Here is a 19,500-nt window from a genome sequence, read left to right as displayed (position 1 = left end):
GGCGCCGCCGCGACCTCCTCGGACACCGGCCGCCGGGCCCGCGACAGTGCGGGCCCGGCGGCCGGTGGCCGTCCGTGAGGGACCGGACGGCGCGTCAGGTGGCTTGGTCGGCGGCTCAGTCACGCTCCCACAGGTAGAAGCGGTGGGCCATCGCGTCCTTCGGCGAGCGCCAGGTCTGCGGGTCGTAGGCGCTGACGTACGCCGACAGCCGCTCGCTGATGCCCCGGAACTCGGGGTGGCCGGCCACCTTGGCGATGGCGGGTCCCGGGTCCCGGTCCGCATCGATCAGGTGCATGTACACATCGCCGAACTGGTAGAGGCTGCGTCTGGTGACACCGACCAGGTGCGGCAGCTCCCCCCGGTCGGACTCCTCGAAGATCCTGGCGATGTCCGGGGCCGAACCCGGGGCCATCCGGGCGACGATCAGTTCTTGGTGCACGGTCCTCTCTCCGTCCGGCTCAGTCGTTGGTCAGGGCCGGCTCGGCCCGGTGCCCGGCGGCGGCCTTCTCGATCCTGTCGCGGATCAGGGCCATCTGGACCTTGGAGTTCTTGTTGATGTTGTCGGTCATCCAGTCGTCGTCGACCGGCGCTTCCGGCTTCATCGCGAAGTCCTGGGTCCAGATCATCCGCGTACCCCCGGGGACCTCCTCGTACCTCCAGTGGATGTTCATGTGGTCGAAGGGACCCGTCTCGACCCGGCGGGCCCTGACGGAGAGCGTGGCCCGGTCGGGCTCACGCTCGGAGACCCAGCTCCACACGGTGCCGTTCTCGTCCGGGTGCATGGTCAGGCGGAAGGTGCACTTGTCGCCTTGCTGGGACAGGATCTCGGCGGAGGCGTACTCGCTGAACAGCTGCGGCCAGTTCGCCACATCGTTGGTCATGTCCCAGACGAGATCCACCGGCGCGGCGATGGTGACCTCGTTCTCCGTGTGTCCGGCCATTTCTACGCTCCTGCCAGAAGGGTGCTGTTGACGAGGTCGAGGAACTTCCTGGGCGTCTTGCACCGCTCCGCGTCGGCCGGCATCGGGATGCCGTGCCGGTTCTCCAGTTCGCCCACGATGCCGAGCAGGCCGAGCGAGTCGATGCCGATCTCGTCGAATCCCGTCTCGGACCGGTCCGCCAGTTCCTGCGGGCTGACGGTGATCCCGGCGGCCTTCTTCATGAGTTCGGCCAGTTCCTCCACTGTGATTCGGTCACTCATGCGGTTCCTCTCCTTGTTGCTCCCGGTTGATCGTGGCTGCCTCGCTACGAGGCCTCGGCGGCACCGTGCCGCAGCACCAGCGCCGAGTTCGAGCCCATGAGCCCCCGGCTGAGGACCAGCGCCGTGCGCACCTCGGCGGCACGGGCACGACCGGTCACCAGGTCGAGGTCATGGCAGATGTCGGAGACGTTCGGGGTGGGCGGGATCAGGCCGTGCTCCATCGCGAGGACCGCCGCCGCCGCGTCCAGCACCGGAGCGGCGCAGTACGCCCGGCCGGTGCCCGTCTTGGGTGCCGTGACCGGCACGCGCCGGCCGTGCGCGCCGAGCGCGTCGGCGATGGCGAGCGCCTCGGCCCGGTCCGCCTCGGGGACGCCGAGGGCGTCGGCGAAGACGACGTCGACCTCCTCGGGCGCGCACCCGGCCTCGGCCAGCGCGCCCCGGATCGCCTCCGCCAGCCCCTCCCGCGACAGCTCCCAGCGGGAGGCGCCGGTGAAGGTCGCCGCGTGTCCGGCCAGGACGGCCCGTACGGGCACGCCCCGCTCCCGGGCCGCGTCGGCCGCCTCCACGGCGAGCATCGCGCCGCCCTCGGCCGGCACGAACCCGCAGGCGTCCTCGGTGAACGGGCGGTAGGCGCGCGCCGGGTCGGCCACCGGGCTCAGCTCCCGGTAACCGAGCTGGCAGACCATCGAGTACGGGGCCAGCGGCGCCTCCGTCGAACCGGCCACGATCACATCGGTGCCGCGCTGGACGGCACGGGCCGCGTGCGCGAGGGCGTCCAGGCCGCCCGCCTCGTCGGCGGCGACCACCGAGCAGGGGCCCTTGAAGCCGCGCCGGATGGAGATCTGGCCGGTGCTGGCCGCGTAGAACCAGGCGATGGACTGCCAGGGGCCGACATACCGGCGGCCCTTGCTCCACAGCTTCTGGAGCTCCCGCTGGCCGAACTCGCCGCCGCCGGACCCGGCCGCGGTGACCACGCCCGCGGAGAACGGGGCCGCGTCGGTGTCGGCCTGCCCCAGCCGGGCGTCCTGGAGGGCCGCGTCGGCCGCGGCCATCGCGAAGTGCGTGAAACGGTCGGTCTGGACGAGGTAGCGCTCCTCGACCGCCGCCGAGGGTTCGAAGGACCGCACCTCGCCGGCCACCTTCAGCGGCAGGTGCTCGCAGCCCTCACGGGTCACGCGGTCCAGGACGTTCACGCCCTCCTGGGTGGACTTCCAGAAGGTGTCGGTGCTCGTGCCGCCGGGCGCGACGACACCGATGCCGGTGACGGCGGCCCGCCGCTTGCGCGGTGCGCTCATCGTGTCCTCTCCCTCTGCCGGGTCAGGATCACCGCGGACTGGAAGCCGCCGAAGCCGCTGCCCACGGAGAGCACGCTGTCCAGCTTCCGCTCACGGGCGACCCGCGGGACGTAGTCCAGGTCGCACTCGGGGTCGGGGGTCTCGTAGTTCGCGGTCGGCGGGACCATCTGGTGGGCCAGGGCCAGCACACAGGCCACCACCTCGATCGCCCCGATCGCCCCGAGCGAGTGGCCCACCATCGACTTGATGGAGCTCATGGGAGTGTCGTAGGCGTGGTGGCCCAGCGCCCGCTTCACCGCGGCCGTCTCGTGCCGGTCGTTCTGGCGGGTGCCGGAGCCGTGCGCGTTGACGTAGTCGATCGCGGAGCCGTCCAGGCGGGCGTGGTCCAGCGCGGTCTCTATCGCCCGCGCCATCTCCAGGCCCTCACTGGTCAGTCCGGTCATGTGGTACGCGTTGCCGAACGTGGCGTAGCCGCTGAGCTCGCAGTACACGTGGGCGCCGCGGGCCCTGGCGTGCTCCAGCTCCTCCAGGACGAGCACCGCGCCGCCCTCACCCATGACGAACCCGTCACGGGCGTTGTCGAAGGGGCGGGAGGCGTGGGCGGGGTCGTCGTTGTTCGGCGACGTCGCCTTGATCGCGTCGAAGCACGCCATGGTGATCGGTGATATCGGCGAGTCCGACGCTCCGGCTATGCAGATGTCCGCCCTCCCCTCCTCCACGGTGTGCAGCGCGTAGCCGACCGCGTCGAGCCCGGAGGTGCAGCCGGTGGAGACGGTCTGCACCGGCCCGCGGGCCCCGAACCGCTCGGCCACCGTGGAGGCCAGCGTGCTCGGTGTGAACGCCCGCTCCAGATACGGCCGGGCCCGCTCGTGGTCCACGTCCCAGCGCTCGCCACCGTGGCTGACCAGGACGTAGTCGTTCTCCAGCCGGGTGGTGCCGCCGACCGCGGTACCCAGCGAGACCCCGACCCGCCAGGGGTTCTCCCCGGCGAGGTCGAGTCCGGAGTCCGACACCGCCTCCTGGCCGGCGGCCAGGGCGAACTGGATGTAGCGGTCGCAGCGCGCGACCTGCTCCTCGTCCAGCCCCGAGGCCGCCGGGTCGAAGTCGCACTCGGCGGCGATCCGGGACCGCAGACCGGCCGGGTCGAAGAACGTGATGCCCCGCGTCGCGGTGCGCCCGTTCGCCAGCAGGTCCCAGAAGGCGGGGGCGCCGATCCCGCCCGGCGCCACGATGCCTATGCCGGTGACCGCCACCCTCCTGGTCATGATCGGACCTCTGCCACGCCCGCCGGCGGCGCCTCCGCGCCGGCCGCCGCCGGCTCGGTGCCCTCCGTGTCGACGTGGCCGAGCTGCGGGCGCGGGGCCAGCGGCCCCAGGTGGAAGACGATCCGCGCCTCCACGTCGCCCACGTTGCGGAAGCGGTGGCGCATGTAGGCGGGGATCATCAGACCCTGTTCCGGCCTGAGCGGGTGCGGCTCGCCGTCCAGGTCCACCTCGAGGTCGCCGCAGACGACGTACACGAACTCCTCGGAGTACGGGTGGTAGTGCTCCCCGATGCGGTCGCCGGGCTGCACGATGGCCACGCCCATGAAGCCGCTGGTGGAACCGACCGTGGCCGGGGTGAGCATGGCGCGCAGATCGCCTCCGCGCTTCGTGTTGGGCTCGGTCTCGCCGAGCTCCACGATCCTGGGCCTGGGTTTGATCACGTCGTTCCTCCGGTGGTGTGGTACGTCGGCTTCGGGATGCGTCAGGCGTCCGGCGCGGACCGGCGGTCGGTGATGAGGTCCATACGGGCGAGGGTGAGCAGACGGGCCAGGTCGCTGTCCTTCTCGGCGGCGCCCGCGTCGAGCAGGCCGGTCAGCTCCGACACCTTCGCGGCATCCACCAGCCCCAGCGCGGCGGCCGGGTCTGCGTCCAGCCCGCCGCGGATGTCGATCAGCCGGACGACGACGTCGTCCCGCTCGAAGACCGTGCTGCGCAGCACCGGGCTGTGCGGGTCCGCCGCGGCCCGCTCGTCCTGATGGGACAGCAGCTCCGCCAGCTTCATGCCCATGCCCTGCCGCGCCGGGTAGTACAGCGCGTGCCGCTCCGCCTCCGGACTCTCCTGGTCGGCCGTCACGTGGTGCACCGCGGGCAGCGCCGCCAGGGTGAAGAACACCCGTGCGGACTCCGGGTCGTTGAGGTCGCGGTCCTGCTCCAGGTAGGGGTTGAGGTCCTCCTCGACCTTCCGGATCTGCGGCTGCTGGGCCACGTGCCGCAGCGCCGCGAGGAGGTCGCCGCGCACCTCGATGGCCCGCACGACCCGGTTGCCGTGCATGAACAGGGAAGTGCGGCACAGCCGGGTGGTGCCGTCCACGTTCGCCTCGGGCGGCTCGTAGTCGGCCAGGATCTGGGCCACCTTCCGCTCGCTGCCCGGCTTCACCGTGAAGGTCAGCGCGTGCCGGATCACACCGTCCCCGATCCGCGGGGCGTCCTGGAGCCGGCGCTCGGCGGAAGCCGCGCCCACCTCCGTGTGGCCGGTCTCACGGACGATGTGGAAGCGCAGCGACCGGGTGTCCCGGATGCAGCTGTGCATCGGCTGCACCATCTTTACGTGCTCCTCGCTGTTCACCCAGGCGAGGAACGGCGGGGCGCTCTCCCACTCGCTGGTGATCAGCCACTGGGAGGGGTTCTCGATGGACTGGCACAACTGGTCGCTGACGTGCCCGGAGACGGACGCGACCTGCTTGCACATCTCCTCGTAGGCCTCCAGGAACTGCTGCTGGGCGCCGTCGTAGACGTTCACCAGCAGGACGACCCGGAGAAGGGAGCCGTCGAAGACGGACTGGGAGACACGTTTCACGGCTGCCTGCTGCTCGGTCGGTTCTGAAACTCGCTCAGAGATGGCGGTCATCTGCGTACGTCTCCTTGGCGGTGCTTGGCGGGGCAGAGGAAACGCCGGCCGCGGGTGACGCGACGTCAGCGTGATCTCGATCCTGAGCCGGTCCCGATCGGTGCGCGACTCGTGTGCACCACGCGGGTGATCACAGGGGTGATTGGTGCCGCGGACGTACGCACGACGGCCTCCGGGAGGGCATGGACACCCCGATGCGCCCCACACCCGCACTCCCGCTCCTGGAGGCATCGATGCGCCAAGAAGCCGACCACCGGGTACCCGTCCTCATCGTCGGCGGCTCCCTGGTGGGCCTGTCCACCTCCCTGTTCCTGGGCCGCCACGGAGTGCCGCACATGCTGGTCGAGCGGCACTCCGGCACCTCCATCCACCCGCGTGGACGCGGCAACAACGTGCGGACGATGGAGCTGTTCCGGGTGGCCGGCGTCGAACCGGACATCAAGACGGCGGCATCGCTGCTCGCGGACAACCACGGCATCCTCCAGACGCCCACCCTGGCCGGCGAGGCGGGCGAGTGGCTGTTCAAGCACATCGACCCGGACGGCGGCCTCGCCAGGTTCAGCCCCACCTCCTGGTGCCTGTGCAGCCAGAACGACCTGGAGCCCGAACTGCTGCGGGGCGCCCGGAAGCTCGGCGGCGACCTGCGCTACTCCCACGAGATGGAGTCCTTCGAGCAGGACGGCGAGGGCGTGACCGCGGTGGTACGGGACCGGGGCACCGACGAGCGGTACACCGTCCGCGCCGACTACCTGGTCGCCGCCGACGGTCCGCGCAGCCCGGTCCGGCGCCGCCTCGGCATCGGGCACAGCGGGCCCGGCGACCTGTTCGCCAACGTCAGCGTCACCTTCCGCTCCAAGCTGCTCGCCGAGGTGGTGGGCGAACGCCGCTTCATCTGCTGCTATCTCACCGGCCCGGACGCCGACGGGGCCCTGCTGCCGGTCGACAACAAGGAGCACTGGGTCTTCCACGCGCCGTGGCACCCGGAGCGGGGCGAGAGGCTGGAGGAGTTCACCGAGGACCGGATCCAGCGCCACATCCGCCGCGCGATCGGGGCACCCGACCTGGACGTGGAGATCACCGGCAAGGCGTCCTGGCGTGCCGCCGAACGGGTCGCCGACCGGTACTCGGCCGGACGGGTCTTCCTCGCCGGGGACTCCGCGCACGAGATGTCCCCCACCGGGGCCTTCGGCTCCAACACCGGCATCCAGGACGCGCACAACCTGGTCTGGAAGCTGGCCGCCGTGCTCGGCGGCTGGGCGGGCCCCGGCCTCCTGGAGACCTACGACACCGAGCGCCGCCCCGTCGCCACGGCGACCAGCGCCCGCGCCTCCGCCCGTTCCGTCGAGCACAGCCACCCCGGCTTCGCCCCGGCCCCCGGCATCGGCGGCGGCAGGCGCGGCGGCATTCTCAACGTCGTCCTCGGCTACCGCTACCCGCACGGCGCCGTCCTGGGCGCCGAGCCGGACCAGGAGGTCGTGCCGGAGGCGATGCGCCTGACCGGCGAGCCGGGCAGCCGGGCGCCCCACCTGTGGCTGCGCCGGGGCGGCGCGCGGATCTCGACGCTCGACCTGTACGAGCGCTCCCTGGTGCTGCTGAGCGACGCCCGGTCGACGGCGGGCTGGCACACGGCGGCCCTGCGCCTCGCCGAGAGCGACGGCGTGCGCCTGGACTCGTACCGCGTCGGCGCCGAGCTGACGTACGACCCGCACAGCGGCGCGGACGGAGCGGCACCCGACTGGGCGCGAGCCCACGGCACGACGGCCGACGGAGCCGTGCTGGTCCGCCCGGACGGGTTCGTGGCATGGCGGGCGGCAGCCGCCGCGCCGGACCCCGAGGCGACGCTGCGTCAGGTCGTACGGACGCTGCTCAGAACAGCCTGACCTGCAAAAACGAACGGAGGCCACCCGCACCTCGTGGTGCGGGTGGCCTCCGTGTGTGGAGCCCCCTGTCGGATTCGAACCGACGACCTGCTGTTTACAAGACAGCCGCTCTGGACCAGCTGAGCTAAGGAGGCCTGTATGGGTGTGTCCGTGCAGTGTACCCAGGTCGCCGAGGCGGCCCGGCAGGAATTTCCGTGAAGTTCACCAGCCCACAAGTGCTGACAGACCAGGTGAACGCCGGGTACCGTCCTGTGCCAGTTCACCCGTGTGGACTACACCATCAACCACAACGGAATCACCCGTAGTGGCAACCACCTTCCTACAACGGATCGTCCGGCACGTTCCTGCCGGTAGAAGGGGGCCCATTCACCATGGCCACTGTCCAGTTCGACAAGGCGACCCGGATCTACCCGGGTTCCGACAAGCCCGCCGTCGACGCGCTCGAGATCGACATCGAGGACGGTGAGTTCCTCGTCCTGGTCGGCCCGTCCGGTTGCGGCAAGTCCACCTCCCTGCGCATGCTCGCCGGTCTGGAGGACGTCAACGGCGGAGCCATCCGGATCGGTGACCGCGACGTCACCCACCTGCCGCCGAAGGACCGGGACATCGCCATGGTGTTCCAGAACTACGCGCTGTACCCGCACATGACGGTCGCCGACAACATGGGCTTCGCGCTCAAGATCGCCGGCGTCAACAAGGCGGAGATCCGGCAGAAGGTCGAGGAGGCCGCGAAGATCCTCGACCTGACCGAGTACCTCGACCGCAAGCCGAAGGCGCTCTCCGGCGGTCAGCGCCAGCGCGTCGCCATGGGCCGCGCGATCGTGCGTGAGCCGCAGGTGTTCCTCATGGACGAGCCGCTGTCCAACCTGGACGCCAAGCTCCGGGTGAGCACCCGTACGCAGATCGCCTCGCTCCAGCGCCGGCTCGGCATCACCACCGTCTACGTCACCCACGACCAGGTCGAGGCCATGACGATGGGCGACCGTGTGGCGGTGCTGAAGGACGGTCTGCTCCAGCAGGTCGACTCGCCGCGCAACATGTACGACAAGCCCGCCAACCTCTTCGTGGCCGGCTTCATCGGCTCCCCCGCGATGAACCTCGTGGAGGTGCCGATCACCGACGGCGGTGTGAAGTTCGGCAACAGCGTGGTGCCGGTCAACCGCGAGGCCCTCAAGGCCGCCTCGGACCGGGGCGACCGCACGGTGACGGTGGGCGTGCGCCCGGAGCACTTCGACGTGGTCGAGCTCGGCGGCGGCGTGGCCGCCTCGCTGTCGAAGGACACCGAGGACGCGCCGGCCGGCCTCGCCGTCTCCGTGAACGTGGTGGAGGAGACGGGCGCCGACGGATACGTCTACGGCTCGGTCGAGGTCGGCGGCGAGCAGAGGGACCTCGTCGTCCGCGTCAACAGCCGCTCCGTCCCGGAGAAGGGCTCCACGCTGCACGTCGTGCCGCGGCCGGGCGAGGCCCACGTGTTCTCGACCTCGACGGGCGAGCGCCTGTCGGACTGACGCGTCCGCCGCTGACGCCTAACGGCTGAAACCTCGGGACGCCCCCGGGGGATTCACCCAAGTTGACGAGAAGGGCCCCGCGACCTGGCCGCGGGGCCCTTCTCCATGCCTCCGAACCACCCTGGCGCACCGGACATTTCGAGCGGTGTGCGTCAACGCGTCACCCGGGAGAGAGGGGCCGGCCATCCCCCGAAGGGGTGACTAAATGTCGCCAAATCATTACCGGGCGCTACCCTCACTCGCGTGAAGCACTCCACCAACCACCCCACGCGACGCGGCCCGGGCCCCGCCCGCCGGATCGGCCGCTCCCTCGCCCTCGTCCTGCCCGTCGTCCTGGTGCTCTCCGGAACCCTCGCGGTCACCCGGGTCAACTGGTCGGGGAGCCCCTCGAACTCGGTGCTGGCCGCGTCGGACGCCGTGGCCGTCGGCGCCCCGGCGAAGTCCCGCGCCCGCGCCCCGCAGGACGTGCTGCGCGACCAGCTGCTGACCGAGTTGCAGGACCAGAACCCGGGCGTGGTCCTCACCCACCTCCAGGAGGCGGTCAACGGCCGGCCGTCGCTGGCCGGCCACTGCGCCTCCATCGCCCGCACCCTGGGCCGCGCGGCCGTCCGCATCTACGGCCCCACCCGCGCCCAGTCCTACGCCCGCCCGGTCTGCGACACCTCTTTCGCCTCCGGCATCCAGTCCACCCACAACTGACACGCCACGGCCCCCTGGCCGGCTGAGCGAGTCCCTCGTGTCCGGGGCGGGCCACCTCGCGGGGCGGGGGCCCGCCCTGGACGCGACCGGGTGAACCCACGGAGCGGCCTGTGGCGGGCCCGGAGCCAGGGCGAGGCCACCCCGGCAGTGAAACCGGGCGGACCCATGCGGCCCGAGGGGGGCCACGCCAGGGCACAGCACGGCAGCGCGGAGGGCCGAGCCCACGCCTTGGCCGGGTAACGCAACGGGGCAGCCCCGGGCCCGGACACGGCCCTCGTGACGCGCGCCCCGAACGCCGGGTCCAGCGACCACCGGACCTGGCGCAGACACCGCTCCCCACACCTGAGCCCGCCGGGCCGACCCGCCCCGCCCCACCGGGCCCCGCGCCGCGGACCTCGTGGAGAGCCCGGCCACTCCCTTCGGCTTCAGGTGCCGCATCGGCCCGCTGCCCGCCTCGCCCCGAGGCGCACCCGCCCCCGGCGGCGACTCGCGCCGACCAGGCCGCGCTGAGCCGGCCCGTACCCCCTCGGCGCGGACCGCAGAGCAACCGCGCCGGACGCCTGCGGCGCGTACAGTGATCGCCCCTACGGGCCGCCCCTGCGCCAACCGGCCCCGGGCCTGCTCCCCCACCGCGAGGCCCGACCGCACGTTCCTGCCCGAAGGGCACCCCACCCTCCCGCCCGAAAACCTGCCGCACACCCCCGCCCGGAAGCCCCGCCGCCCCGTCCACATGCCCCACCGCGTGCGCCCGTCCGAAGGGCCGGCCCCGCGCCCCGCCCGGAGGGCCCGATCCGGGCGGGAAGTCGGTTATCGGTGCGCAGGGAATTCCTTGGCGGCGGCCGGGGCCCGAAGCGTGGGTCGTACAGTGCGGGCATGACCCATCCGAATGAGGCGTCCCGCCCCACTCAAGCCGTCGTCCTGGCCGGAGGCCAGGGCTCCCGGCTGCGGCCCTACACCGACGACCGGCCCAAGCCGATGGTCGAGATCCCCGGCACGGGCACTCCGATCATCGGCCACCAGCTCGCCTGGCTGGCCGAGGAGGGTGTGACGGACGTGGTGGTGTCCTGCGGCCACCTCGCCGAGGTGCTCCAGGACTGGCTGAAGTCGGCGGACCTGCCGGTCCGTGTCTGCACCGTCGTGGAGCCGGAGCCGCTCGGCCGCGGTGGCGGCCTGAAGTTCGCCGCCGCCCAGCTGCCCCACCCGGACCAGCCCTGGTACGCCACCAACGGCGACATCTGGACCCGGTTCTCGCTGCGCGACATGGCCGACTTCCACACCGAGCGCGACGCGGTCGCCACCCTCGCGCTGGCCCGCCCGCGGATCCCGTGGGGCGCCGTACGGACGGACGGCTTCGGCCACATCACGGACTTCATCGAGGCCCCGCCCTCGACCTTCGAGATCAACGCGGGCGTCTACGTGTTCTCACCCGAGTTCGCCGGCCTCCTCCCGGAGCGCGGCGACCACGAGCGCACCACCTTCCCGCACCTGGCCCGCGAGCGCAGGCTCGCCGGCTTCCCCATCCCCCAGGGCGCCTACTGGCGCGCCATCGACACCGCGAAGGACCTCACGGAGGCCGCGAAGGAGCTGGCGGCGCTGGGGAGGTGAGCCCACAGCGCCGCACCCGTACGGCGAACCGGGGGGCGGGCTACCCCAGCAGTCCACCCACCAGCCCCGGCTGACCCGAGGACGAGCCGCCGCCGCTGGAGCCTCCGCCGCCGGAGCTGGGCCCCCCGGAGCCACCGCCCGATCCGGTGCTGCCACCGGTCTCGGTACCGCCGGAGGTCGGCCCCGAGCTGGTGCTGGGTGCCTGCTGCGCCGGGGCGGAGTGACGCGGCGGGGTCTGGCCGGTGCCCTGGGTCTCGCTGGGCACGCCGCCGGTCGCGGTACCGCTCTCGCGGGTCGCGCCCGGCGCGCTCGCGGGACCGCGGGACGGGACGGCCGAGGAATCGTGCCGGGCGGTCGGCGGGGTCGACGCCGACGGCGGCTTCTGCTGCCGCTCGCCCGTCCCCCTCGGGAGCGGCGAGCCGGGCAGCTCGTTGCGCGGGGCCTCGCCGGGTCCGGGCACGACCACCCGGTCGGCGTCGCGGACGGCGCCCCCGAGCAGCGAGCCGACGAGCAGCGTCAGACCGGTGACGAGCGCCGTGACCAGGGCGCCGCGACGCAGCACGAACCGGCGCAGCTCCCAGATGTCGGAGCGCGGTCCGAGCCGTCGCCAGGCGGAGGCGGCGAGGCGGCCGTCCACGGAGTACACGGGCGCGCCGGCGATGACCAGCGGGGACCAGGCGGCGAGGTAGATGATGTCCGGCGCGTCGTAGACGGGCACCGTCTTCCAGCTCACCGTCACGATCAGCGCGGCCGACAGCAGCGCGCCGATCCCCGCAGCGACCCGCTGCCAGCAGCCCAGGACCGTGAGGATCCCCACGACGACCTGGAGGAAGGCGATGACGAGCCCGGAGCCGACGGGGTGCTGGAGCGCGAACTGGCGCAGCGGCTCGGCGACTTCCCAGGGGTGCAGGGTGTTGAGCCACTTGACCATGGAGCCGCGCTTGCCGCCGTCGAAGTACAGCGGGTCGCACAGCTTGCCCAGGCCGGCGTAGAGGGAGATGAACCCGAGGAAGATGCGCAGCGGGAGCAGCACGACGCCGAGGTTCATGCGCCGGCCCGGGAAGTACGCGTGCCGGGACGGGTCGTCGGCGTGGCGCCTGCTCTGCCGGTGTCCGCCCTGCTCGCCGTACGCGTCGTACGCACCGGTCCCGTCGTGCTCGTCGTCCGCGAAGTCGGCGTCGCCGTAGGGAGGTTGACCGTATGCCGGGGTGCCGTAGCCGTTCTCGCCGTGGCCGGCACCGCCGTACCCGGCGCGGCCGTGGGCGGACTCCTCGTAGGCGCTGCCCGCGGTCCGCATGTGCGGCAGCAGCCGGGTCGCGCCGGGCCCGGGCGTGCGCTGGGCGCCGACGACGGGGGTCTCGACCGTCCGCTCGAGGTCGTAGGGGTCGTGGCCCGGCGCGCCGCCGATGCGCGGCATGACCTGCGTGGCCCCGGCGTCCGCGGACGGCGCCTCGGAGTACCACACGCTTCCGCTCCGCACGGCCTGGAGCAGCCGGTGGGCGCCGGTGTCGTCCGGGGCGGACCGGCCGCTCCAGACGACCGGGCGGCGGTGGGTCGCGGCCCCGGCCCGGCCCGCGGCGAAGGGCACGCGGCCGGTGTTCTCGGTGCCGCCGGGGTACCGGGCGATCCGCAGGGACTGGGCGCGCCGCGAGGTGGCGCCCAACTGCACGCGGAAACTCGCGTGGTTGACGATGACCTGGGCCGGATCGCTCGGCACCTTCACCATGCTCAGCGCGGGAGCGTCGTCGTATCCCGACGAGCGGTCCCCCGTGGGAGTGCGGGGTGTTCTGGTGTCCACACTCATCTAACCGAGTGACGAGGAGTTAGGACACTGCCGTGACGCGTCGGATCTGTCCGGACCGCGTCAAGGTTGTACGGATCGCCCGGTTCCACCCGGGCGGGTGATCTCACGGACGACCGTTCGACCACCCGCACCCGGTTCCGGACGACCGGTCAGGCGCGCCTGCGCGCCGCCTCGTAGAGCACGATCCCGGCCGCGACACCGGCGTTCAGCGACTCCGCGCCGCCCGGCATCGGGATCCGCACCCGCAGGTCGCAGGTCTCGCCGACCAGCCGGGACAGGCCCTTGCCCTCGCTGCCGACGACGATGACGACGGGCCCCTCCAGGGCGTCCAGGTCACCGAGCTCCGCCTCGCCGTCCGCCGCGAGGCCGACGACCGTGATGCCCGCCTTCTGGTACGACTCCAGGGCGCGGGTCAGGTTGGTGGCGCGGGCCACCGGCGTACGGGCGGCCGTGCCGGCGGAGGTCTTCCAGGCACCCGCGGTCATACCGGCCGCGCGCCGTTCGGGGACGACCACGCCGTGCCCGCCGAAGGCGGAGACGGAGCGGACGACCGCGCCGAGGTTGCGCGGGTCGGTCACCCCGTCGAGGGCGACGATCAGCGGGTCCTCGCCCTCGTCGTAGGCGGCGTCGGCGAGGTCCTCGGGGTGCGCGTACTCGTACGGCGGCACCTGGAGGACCAGCCCCTGGTGGTTGAGCCCGTTCGTCATCCGGTCGAGCTCGGGGCGCGGGGCCTCCATGAGGTTGATCCCGCCGCGCTCGGCCGCGAGCTGGAGCGCCTCGCGGACCCGCTCGTCGTTGTCGATGAACTGCTGGACGTAGAGCGTGGTGGCGGGCACGCCCTCGCGCAGCGCCTCGACGACCGGGTTGCGGCCGACGACGAGCTCGGAGGACGACCTGCCCGAGCCGCGCCGCTGCTGCGGGCGGCCCTGGGCGTGGCGAGTCTTCGCCTGGACGGCGCGCTGCTTGGCGTGACCCTTGCGCATCTCGGCGGGGGGCGTGGGCCCCTTGCCCTCAAGCCCCCGGCGCCGCTGGCCGCCACTGCCGACCTGCGCGCCCTTCTTGCCGGACATGCGGCGGTTGTTCCCGGCCATGACCTACCTGTCTGTTGAAGCGTCGTACGTACGTCTATGCAGTGTGCCGCCCGGGAGGCCGGGCGGCACAATCGATCTTCCGTGCTCGCGGGCGGGCTCAGCGCGCGCCCAGGCTCCAGCGCGCTCCCTGCGGGCTGTCCTCGATCACCAGGCCCGACTGGTTCAGCTGGTCGCGGAGAGCGTCGGCGGTAGCCCAGTCCTTGCGGGCGCGGGCCGCCTCGCGCTGGTCGAGAACCATGCGGACCAGGGTGTCGACCACGCCGTGCAGGTCCTCGCCGCGCTGCTCGCCCCCTCCGGCCCAGTGCGGGTCCAGCGGGTCGAGGCCGAGGACGCCGAGCATGGCGCGCACCTCGGCGAGCCGGGCCACGGCGGCCTCCTTGTCGTCGGCGGCGAGCGCGCTGTTGCCCTGGCGGACGGTGGTGTGCACCACCGCGAGCGCCTGCGGCACGCCCAGGTCGTCGTCCATCGCCTCGGCGAACGCGGGCGGCACCTGCTCGGCCGGCTCGACCGGGCCGGCCTTCTCCACCACACGCTGGACGAAGCCCTCGATCCGGGCGAACCCGGACTCGGCCTCGCGCAGCGCCTCCTCGCTGTACTCGATCATCGAGCGGTAGTGCGGGGTGCCCAGGTAGTACCGCAGCACGATGGGCCGCCACTGCTTGACCATCTCGGAGACCAGCACGCTGTTGCCCAGCGACTTGGACATCTTGTCGCCGGCCATGGTCACCCAGGCGTTGTGCACCCAGTACCGCGCGAACTCGTCGCCGTAGGCCTTGGCCTGGGCGATCTCGTTCTCGTGGTGCGGGAAGATCAGGTCCAGGCCGCCGCCGTGGATGTCGAAGGCGCTGCCGAGGTACTTGTGCGCCATCGCCGAGCACTCCAGGTGCCAGCCCGGGCGGCCCGGCCCCCACGGGGTGGACCAGGTCGGCTCGCCCGGCTTGGCCGCCTTCCACATGGCGAAGTCGCGCGGGTCGCGCTTGCCGGTCTCGCCCTCGCCGGAGGGCTGGAGCAGGTTGTCGAGCTCCTGCCGCGACAGCTCCAGGTAACCGGGGAAGGAGCGCACGTCGAAGTAGACGTTGCCGTCGACGGCGTAGGCGTGACCGCGCTCGATGAGGCCCCGCATCATCTCGATCATCTCCGGCACATGGCCGGTGGCGCGGGGCTCGTAGGTGGGCGGCAGGCAGCCGAGCGCGGTGTAGCCGTCGTCGAACGCGCGCTCGTTGTCGTAGCCGATCGCCCACCACGGGCGGTGCTGCTCGTGCGCCTTGGCGATGATCTTGTCGTCGATGTCGGTGACGTTGCGGATGAACGTCACCTCGTAGCCGCGGTAGGCGAACCAGCGGCGCATGATGTCGAAGTTCAGTCCCGAGCGGATGTGCCCGATGTGCGGGGCCGCCTGCACGGTGGCGCCGCACAGGTAGATCGAGACACAACCCGGCTCGAGCGGGGTGAAGTCACGGATCTGCCGGGCGCTGGTGTCGTACAGGCGAATAGTCACCACACCAGGGTAGTGGGCCCCGGGCAGTACCTCGCTTGCTTCCCCGCCGCGTGCGCGCTGCTTTTCCGCACATGTTCCGCACATCCCCCGCGCGGGAGGGCCGCGGTCACAGGATTCCGACGACCTTCCGCGGCCTGATCCGTACGATCACGCGCTCGGCGTCCTGCGCCGAGGAGGGGTTGAACTCGGCGTACTTCTTGCCGGTGTACTTCATGGACAGCTCGTCGATGAGCTGCCGGCCGCCCGCGGTGGTCATCTCGGCGGTGCCGCGGATCTCGGCGTACTCGTAGGGCGAATCGGGGTCCTGGACGACGACGCTCGCGCGGGCGTCGCGGTCGAGGTTCTTCTTCTTGCGGCGGTCGACGGTGGTGGAGACGAGGACGTCGTCGCCGTCCCGCTTCGCCCAGACCGGGGACAGCTGCGGGCTGCCGTCGGGCTGGATCGTGCCGAGGACGACGAAGACGGGACCGTCGAGCAGTGATTTGAGCCGGTCGGGCAGGGCGGCGGACATGGGGTGACCTCCGTGAGCCTGGTCGGGCGTCGGGTGCCCGCGTCGGGGGCGAGGGGTACGCGGGTACCCTCGCACGCCGTCAGCCCGCGCGCACCACGAGCGCCGTGGCCACCGCCATCAGTCCCTCGCCGCGGCCGGGGAAGCCGAGCCCGTCGGTGGTCGCGCCGGAGACGGTGACCGGCGCTCCGGCCGCCTCGGACAGGACCTTCTGGGCCTCGTCCCGGCGTTTGCCGATCTTCGGCCGGGGGCCGACGACCTGCACCGCCACGTTCCCGATCCGGAAGCCCGCCGCGCGTACGATCCGCGCGGCCTCCGCCAGCAGGGTGACCCCGGACGCGCCGGACCACTCGGGGCGCCCGGTGCCGAAGTGCTGTCCGAGGTCGCCGAGGCCGGCGGCCGAGAACAGCGCGTTGCACGCGGCGTGCGCGACGACGTCGGCGTCGGAGTGCCCGGCCAGTCCCGGGCCCTCGCCCTCCCACTTCAGGCCCGCGCACCACAGTTCGCGGCCCTCCTCGAAGGCGTGGATGTCGGTGCCGATGCCGACCTGGGGCAGCGGGGGCGCGTCAGAAGCCATCGTTCAGCCTCCGCCGGGCCAGGACCGCCTCCGCGAGGACCAGGTCCAGCGGACGGGTGACCTTGAAGGCCTCCTCGTGGCCGGGCACGGCCACGACCCGCTCGCCGAGCTGCTCGACCATGCTCGCGTCGTCGGTGACGTCGTCGGTGACCGTCTCGTGGGCGCGGACCAGCGTCGCCCGGTCGAAGCCCTGCGGGGTCTGCACGGCGCGCAGCCGCGACCGGTCGGGCGTGGACACCACCGGCTCGGGCCCGCCGGGCACCGCCGCGGGATCGACCTGCTTGACGGTGTCGGCGAGCGGCAGCGCCGGCACCACGGCTGGCGCCCCGGCCCGTACGGCCTCGATGACCGCGTCCACGGTGTCCACCGGCACCAGCGGGCGGGCCGCGTCGTGCACGAGGACGATGTCGTGGCCCGGCGGCAGCGCGTCCAGGCCGAGCCTGACCGACTCCTGGCGGGTCTCGCCGCCCGGCACCACGAGGAAGTCCGTGCGCTCGGGCAGCGCGTGCGCGTCGAGGAGCGACTTGACCTCGGCGGCGCCGTCGGACGGGGCCACGACGACGACGAGGGAGACCGCCCGGGAGGCGGCCATGGCCCGCACGGCGTGGATGAGCATGGGTGTGCCGTTCAGCGCGCGCAGTGCCTTGGGGGCGCCCGGACCGAGGCGTACGCCCCGGCCGGCGGCCGGAATCACGGCGGCGACGGAGGCTCCCGGCCGGCCGCTCGTGGGTGAGGGGCGCGAATCGTCAGACATGGTTCCTGTCAGGTTTGTGTGGCGGCCCGGCGTGGGTATGGCCTGGGGGAGCACCCCCCTGCTCGCAGAGTCCGGGGGAGTGCCGGACGTGCGGCCTCGACCGGACCCTTCCGTGACCCCGGTCGAGTCGGCTGCCCGGGCCCGGCACACAGTATCGGGGGGATCCTCCCCGGCCGTACGGCATGGAGGACGCCCGCGCGCACCCGCGCGGGTACGAACATGCCGCAGCGCCCGGCGACATGAAACGCGCCATCGGGCACCGCGGCATTTTCTGTGCTGAACTGAGGCGGGTGTGGCAGTCGCCTCGCGTCAGGACGCGAGAACCTCGTCGAGCAGGGCTTCGGCCTTGTCCTCGTTGGTGTTCTCCGCGAGGGCGAGCTCGCTCACCAGGATCTGGCGGGCCTTGGCGAGCATGCGCTTCTCTCCGGCGGAGAGTCCGCGCTCGCGCTCGCGACGCCACAGGTCACGCACGACTTCCGCGACCTTGATGACATCGCCGGAGGCGAGCTTCTCCAGATTTGCCTTGTAACGACGCGACCAGTTCGTGGGCTCCTCGGCGTACGGAGCGCGCAGGACCTCGAAGACCCGGTCCAGCCCGTCCTGACCGACCACATCACGCACGCCGACGAACTCCGCATTGTCCGCTGGCACACGCACCGTCAGGTCACCCTGGGCGACCTTCAGCACCAAGTAGGTCTTGTCCACGCCTTTGATCTGGCGAGTTTCGATAGCCTCGATCAGCGCGGCCCCGTGATGGGGATAGACCACGGTGTCGCCAACCTTGAACGTCATGTGACAGGTACCCCTTCCGTGGCTATCCAGGGTAACACGGATACGGCGTCTTCTGAATGGCGTTTTCGCAGGTCAGGGCATATCTCGGGGCTTGACAACAGCAACGGGGACGTGCTTCGGAAGGGTCACGGGGGTCAAGGGGAAGCAGGTATTCGCAGGTCGGAGGGGCTCTCCACGCGGGGTGAAACGCGTACGTTACACACATCCGGCGCACCATCCAAACGGCCGAACATCCCGTTTTGTCTGGTTCCAGGCGCTCGACTTCCGCTACTCCGTTCGGTGCTCCGGAGCCGTCTCCAAGACGAATCCGGAATTGATCACGCCGTTCGTCCCATCCACCGGACGGGCGGCCGGTGATCAATTCCCGCCCCCGGCGCGCATTCCTTCACCGGAAATCCCCAGCGGGCCGATGACGGGCTATGAGCGGGCTATGCGGGGGGTGCTTATCGGAAAGGCGGACGGCCGCGCGGCCAATGCGCGGGGCCCCCACCGACCCGGTCGCACGACCGGATTCCGGGCGCCGGGACGGCTGCGCCGCGGGGGGGGCGCGAGGTGTGGCGGGAGGCACAGGGGGCGGGTCGGGTGCGGGCCCGTGGGAACGGCTCGGTAACCTATGGCCGCTGACAGACGCTTAGGGCGGCTTTATAAGGGAGCCGCCCTGTTCCGCCCACGTTCAAGGAGTTGCCGCCGCCGTGAGCAGCAGCCTTCGACGCGGCGCCCTCGCCGCCGCCGTCATCGCGTTCTCGATCGCCTCGCTCGCCGCGTGCGGCGCCGGCCACGATGCCCAGACGCTCCAGATCCGCCCCGACAACGCGGCCACGACAGTCGGCGCGATCAAGGTCCAGAACGCGGTGGTCGTCACCCAGCCCGGCGTCCAGACCAAGGGCCCGGCCGTGATCATCGCGACGCTCTTCAACAGCGGCACGACCGACCAGACGCTGGACGCGATCCGTGTCGACGGCGACGGCTCCGCCCAGATCACCCCGGCGCAGGGCGGCGGCAAGGTGACCATCCCCGCGCACGGTTCCGTGGTCCTCGGCGGCAAGGGCAACGCCTCCGCCGCGCTGACCAACCCCGGCCCGGTGCTCAAGGACGGCAACGCGCAGAAGATCACCTTCACCTTCAGCAAGACCGGTGACGTGAGCCTGCGCGCCTTCGTGGTCCCGGCCCAGGGCTACTTCGACAAGTGGGGCCCGAGCAACATCCCGGCGGCACCCGGCGAGCCGGCCGCGTCCCACTCCGCCGCGGGCGACCAGGCGAAGTCGCCATCGGCCCGGCAGTCCGAGTCGGCCTCCGCGTCGGGCGGCGGCGACGCCACCGCGACCCCCGGCGACTCGGCCTCGCAGTCGACGGCCGGCAACTGAGACCCGGTCCGCGACCAGCACGCCGAGCACGC

Annotated in this window: 19 protein-coding genes and 1 tRNA gene; 5 read left to right on the top strand and 15 right to left on the bottom strand. The window is 72.2% G+C overall.

Annotated features, from left to right (window positions below):
- Positions 1-115 precede the first annotated feature (115 nt).
- Genes ACIQMV_RS23525 through ACIQMV_RS23495 form a run of 7 tightly spaced genes read right to left on the bottom strand, consistent with a single transcriptional unit; the run spans position 116 to position 5,388 of the window.
- Positions 116-439, bottom strand: a complete 324-nt coding sequence (locus ACIQMV_RS23525; protein ID WP_141360119.1) for a TcmI family type II polyketide cyclase — start codon at positions 437-439, stop codon at positions 116-118.
- 19 nt (positions 440-458) lie between these two features.
- Positions 459-941 carry an SRPBCC family protein gene (locus ACIQMV_RS23520; protein WP_141360118.1) on the bottom strand — a complete coding sequence of 161 codons (483 nt, stop codon included), beginning with the start codon at positions 939-941 and terminating at the stop codon, positions 459-461.
- 2 nt (positions 942-943) lie between these two features.
- Positions 944-1,201: an acyl carrier protein gene (locus ACIQMV_RS23515; RefSeq protein WP_141360117.1), complete on the bottom strand. Its 258-nt coding sequence runs from the start codon at positions 1,199-1,201 to the stop codon at positions 944-946.
- Between the two features lie 44 nt (positions 1,202-1,245).
- Positions 1,246-2,496 (bottom strand): beta-ketoacyl synthase N-terminal-like domain-containing protein, encoded by a 1,251-nt coding sequence (locus ACIQMV_RS23510; protein WP_402595257.1) that lies wholly within the window; start codon positions 2,494-2,496, stop codon positions 1,246-1,248.
- The gene (locus ACIQMV_RS23505; protein ID WP_141360115.1) at positions 2,493-3,761 is read right to left on the bottom strand and encodes a beta-ketoacyl synthase; all 1,269 of its coding nucleotides are present in this window, start codon (positions 3,759-3,761) and stop codon (positions 2,493-2,495) included. Before ACIQMV_RS23505 ends, ACIQMV_RS23510 begins: the two co-directional genes overlap by 4 nt.
- Complete coding sequence (locus ACIQMV_RS23500) at positions 3,758-4,201, bottom strand: cupin domain-containing protein (protein ID WP_225074558.1); 444 nt, start codon at positions 4,199-4,201, stop codon at positions 3,758-3,760. Before ACIQMV_RS23500 ends, ACIQMV_RS23505 begins: the two co-directional genes overlap by 4 nt.
- A 41-nt stretch (positions 4,202-4,242) precedes the next feature.
- Positions 4,243-5,388, bottom strand: a complete 1,146-nt coding sequence (locus ACIQMV_RS23495) for a SchA/CurD-like domain-containing protein (RefSeq protein WP_402595254.1) — start codon at positions 5,386-5,388, stop codon at positions 4,243-4,245.
- 233 nt (positions 5,389-5,621) lie between these two features.
- On the opposite strand from ACIQMV_RS23495, the gene ACIQMV_RS23490 reads away from it, so the two are divergent.
- Positions 5,622-7,268, top strand: a complete 1,647-nt coding sequence (locus ACIQMV_RS23490) for an FAD-dependent oxidoreductase (protein ID WP_402595508.1) — start codon at positions 5,622-5,624, stop codon at positions 7,266-7,268.
- A 56-nt stretch (positions 7,269-7,324) separates the two neighbouring features.
- Here ACIQMV_RS23490 and ACIQMV_RS23485 read toward each other — a convergent pair.
- Positions 7,325-7,402, bottom strand: a tRNA-Thr gene (locus tag ACIQMV_RS23485).
- Positions 7,403-7,639: 237 nt separating this feature from the next.
- On the opposite strand from ACIQMV_RS23485, the gene ACIQMV_RS23480 reads away from it, so the two are divergent.
- From ACIQMV_RS23480 to ACIQMV_RS23470, 3 genes are all read left to right on the top strand, one after another.
- Positions 7,640-8,776: an ABC transporter ATP-binding protein gene (locus tag ACIQMV_RS23480; protein ID WP_402595252.1), complete on the top strand. Its 1,137-nt coding sequence runs from the start codon at positions 7,640-7,642 to the stop codon at positions 8,774-8,776.
- A gap of 243 nt (positions 8,777-9,019) precedes the next feature.
- Complete coding sequence (locus ACIQMV_RS23475) at positions 9,020-9,475, top strand: hypothetical protein (protein ID WP_141360112.1); 456 nt, start codon at positions 9,020-9,022, stop codon at positions 9,473-9,475.
- An 873-nt stretch (positions 9,476-10,348) separates the two neighbouring features.
- The gene (locus ACIQMV_RS23470) at positions 10,349-11,080 is read left to right on the top strand and encodes an NDP-sugar synthase (protein ID WP_401782123.1); all 732 of its coding nucleotides are present in this window, start codon (positions 10,349-10,351) and stop codon (positions 11,078-11,080) included.
- A gap of 40 nt (positions 11,081-11,120) precedes the next feature.
- Here ACIQMV_RS23470 and ACIQMV_RS23465 read toward each other — a convergent pair whose 3' ends face one another.
- From ACIQMV_RS23465 to ACIQMV_RS23435, 7 genes are all read right to left on the bottom strand, one after another.
- Positions 11,121-12,884 carry a DoxX family membrane protein gene (locus ACIQMV_RS23465; RefSeq protein WP_402595251.1) on the bottom strand — a complete coding sequence of 588 codons (1,764 nt, stop codon included), beginning with the start codon at positions 12,882-12,884 and terminating at the stop codon, positions 11,121-11,123.
- Between the two features lie 149 nt (positions 12,885-13,033).
- Positions 13,034-13,975, bottom strand: coding sequence for a 23S rRNA (guanosine(2251)-2'-O)-methyltransferase RlmB (rlmB, locus tag ACIQMV_RS23460; protein WP_402595249.1), 942 nt, complete (start codon positions 13,973-13,975; stop codon positions 13,034-13,036).
- Between the two features lie 97 nt (positions 13,976-14,072).
- Complete coding sequence (gene cysS, locus ACIQMV_RS23455; protein WP_402595247.1) at positions 14,073-15,473, bottom strand: cysteine--tRNA ligase; 1,401 nt, start codon at positions 15,471-15,473, stop codon at positions 14,073-14,075.
- Positions 15,474-15,579: 106 nt separating this feature from the next.
- The gene (locus ACIQMV_RS23450) at positions 15,580-15,984 is read right to left on the bottom strand and encodes a PPOX class F420-dependent oxidoreductase (protein ID WP_141360107.1); all 405 of its coding nucleotides are present in this window, start codon (positions 15,982-15,984) and stop codon (positions 15,580-15,582) included.
- Positions 15,985-16,063: 79 nt separating this feature from the next.
- On the bottom strand, positions 16,064-16,558 hold the full coding sequence (ispF, locus tag ACIQMV_RS23445; RefSeq protein WP_141360106.1) for a 2-C-methyl-D-erythritol 2,4-cyclodiphosphate synthase: 495 nt from the start codon (positions 16,556-16,558) through the stop codon (positions 16,064-16,066).
- Entirely contained in the window at positions 16,548-17,312 is a 765-nt protein-coding gene (ispD, locus tag ACIQMV_RS23440) for a 2-C-methyl-D-erythritol 4-phosphate cytidylyltransferase (RefSeq protein ID WP_388474598.1), read from the bottom strand. The genes ispF and ispD overlap by 11 nt, the downstream gene beginning before the upstream one ends.
- A gap of 309 nt (positions 17,313-17,621) precedes the next feature.
- A complete protein-coding gene (locus ACIQMV_RS23435) occupies positions 17,622-18,104 on the bottom strand; it encodes a CarD family transcriptional regulator (protein ID WP_003953493.1) in 483 nt (160 codons plus the stop codon).
- Positions 18,105-18,796: 692 nt separating this feature from the next.
- On the opposite strand from ACIQMV_RS23435, the gene ACIQMV_RS23430 reads away from it, so the two are divergent.
- Positions 18,797-19,468 carry a DUF461 domain-containing protein gene (locus ACIQMV_RS23430; RefSeq protein ID WP_402595244.1) on the top strand — a complete coding sequence of 224 codons (672 nt, stop codon included), beginning with the start codon at positions 18,797-18,799 and terminating at the stop codon, positions 19,466-19,468.
- Positions 19,469-19,500: the final 32 nt, after the last annotated feature.

Origin of the sequence: Streptomyces sp. NPDC091412, from assembly GCF_044756885.1 — a bacterium.
Lineage (GTDB): Bacteria > Actinomycetota > Actinomycetes > Streptomycetales > Streptomycetaceae > Streptomyces.
This window is presented reverse-complemented; position numbering and strand designations above follow the sequence as displayed.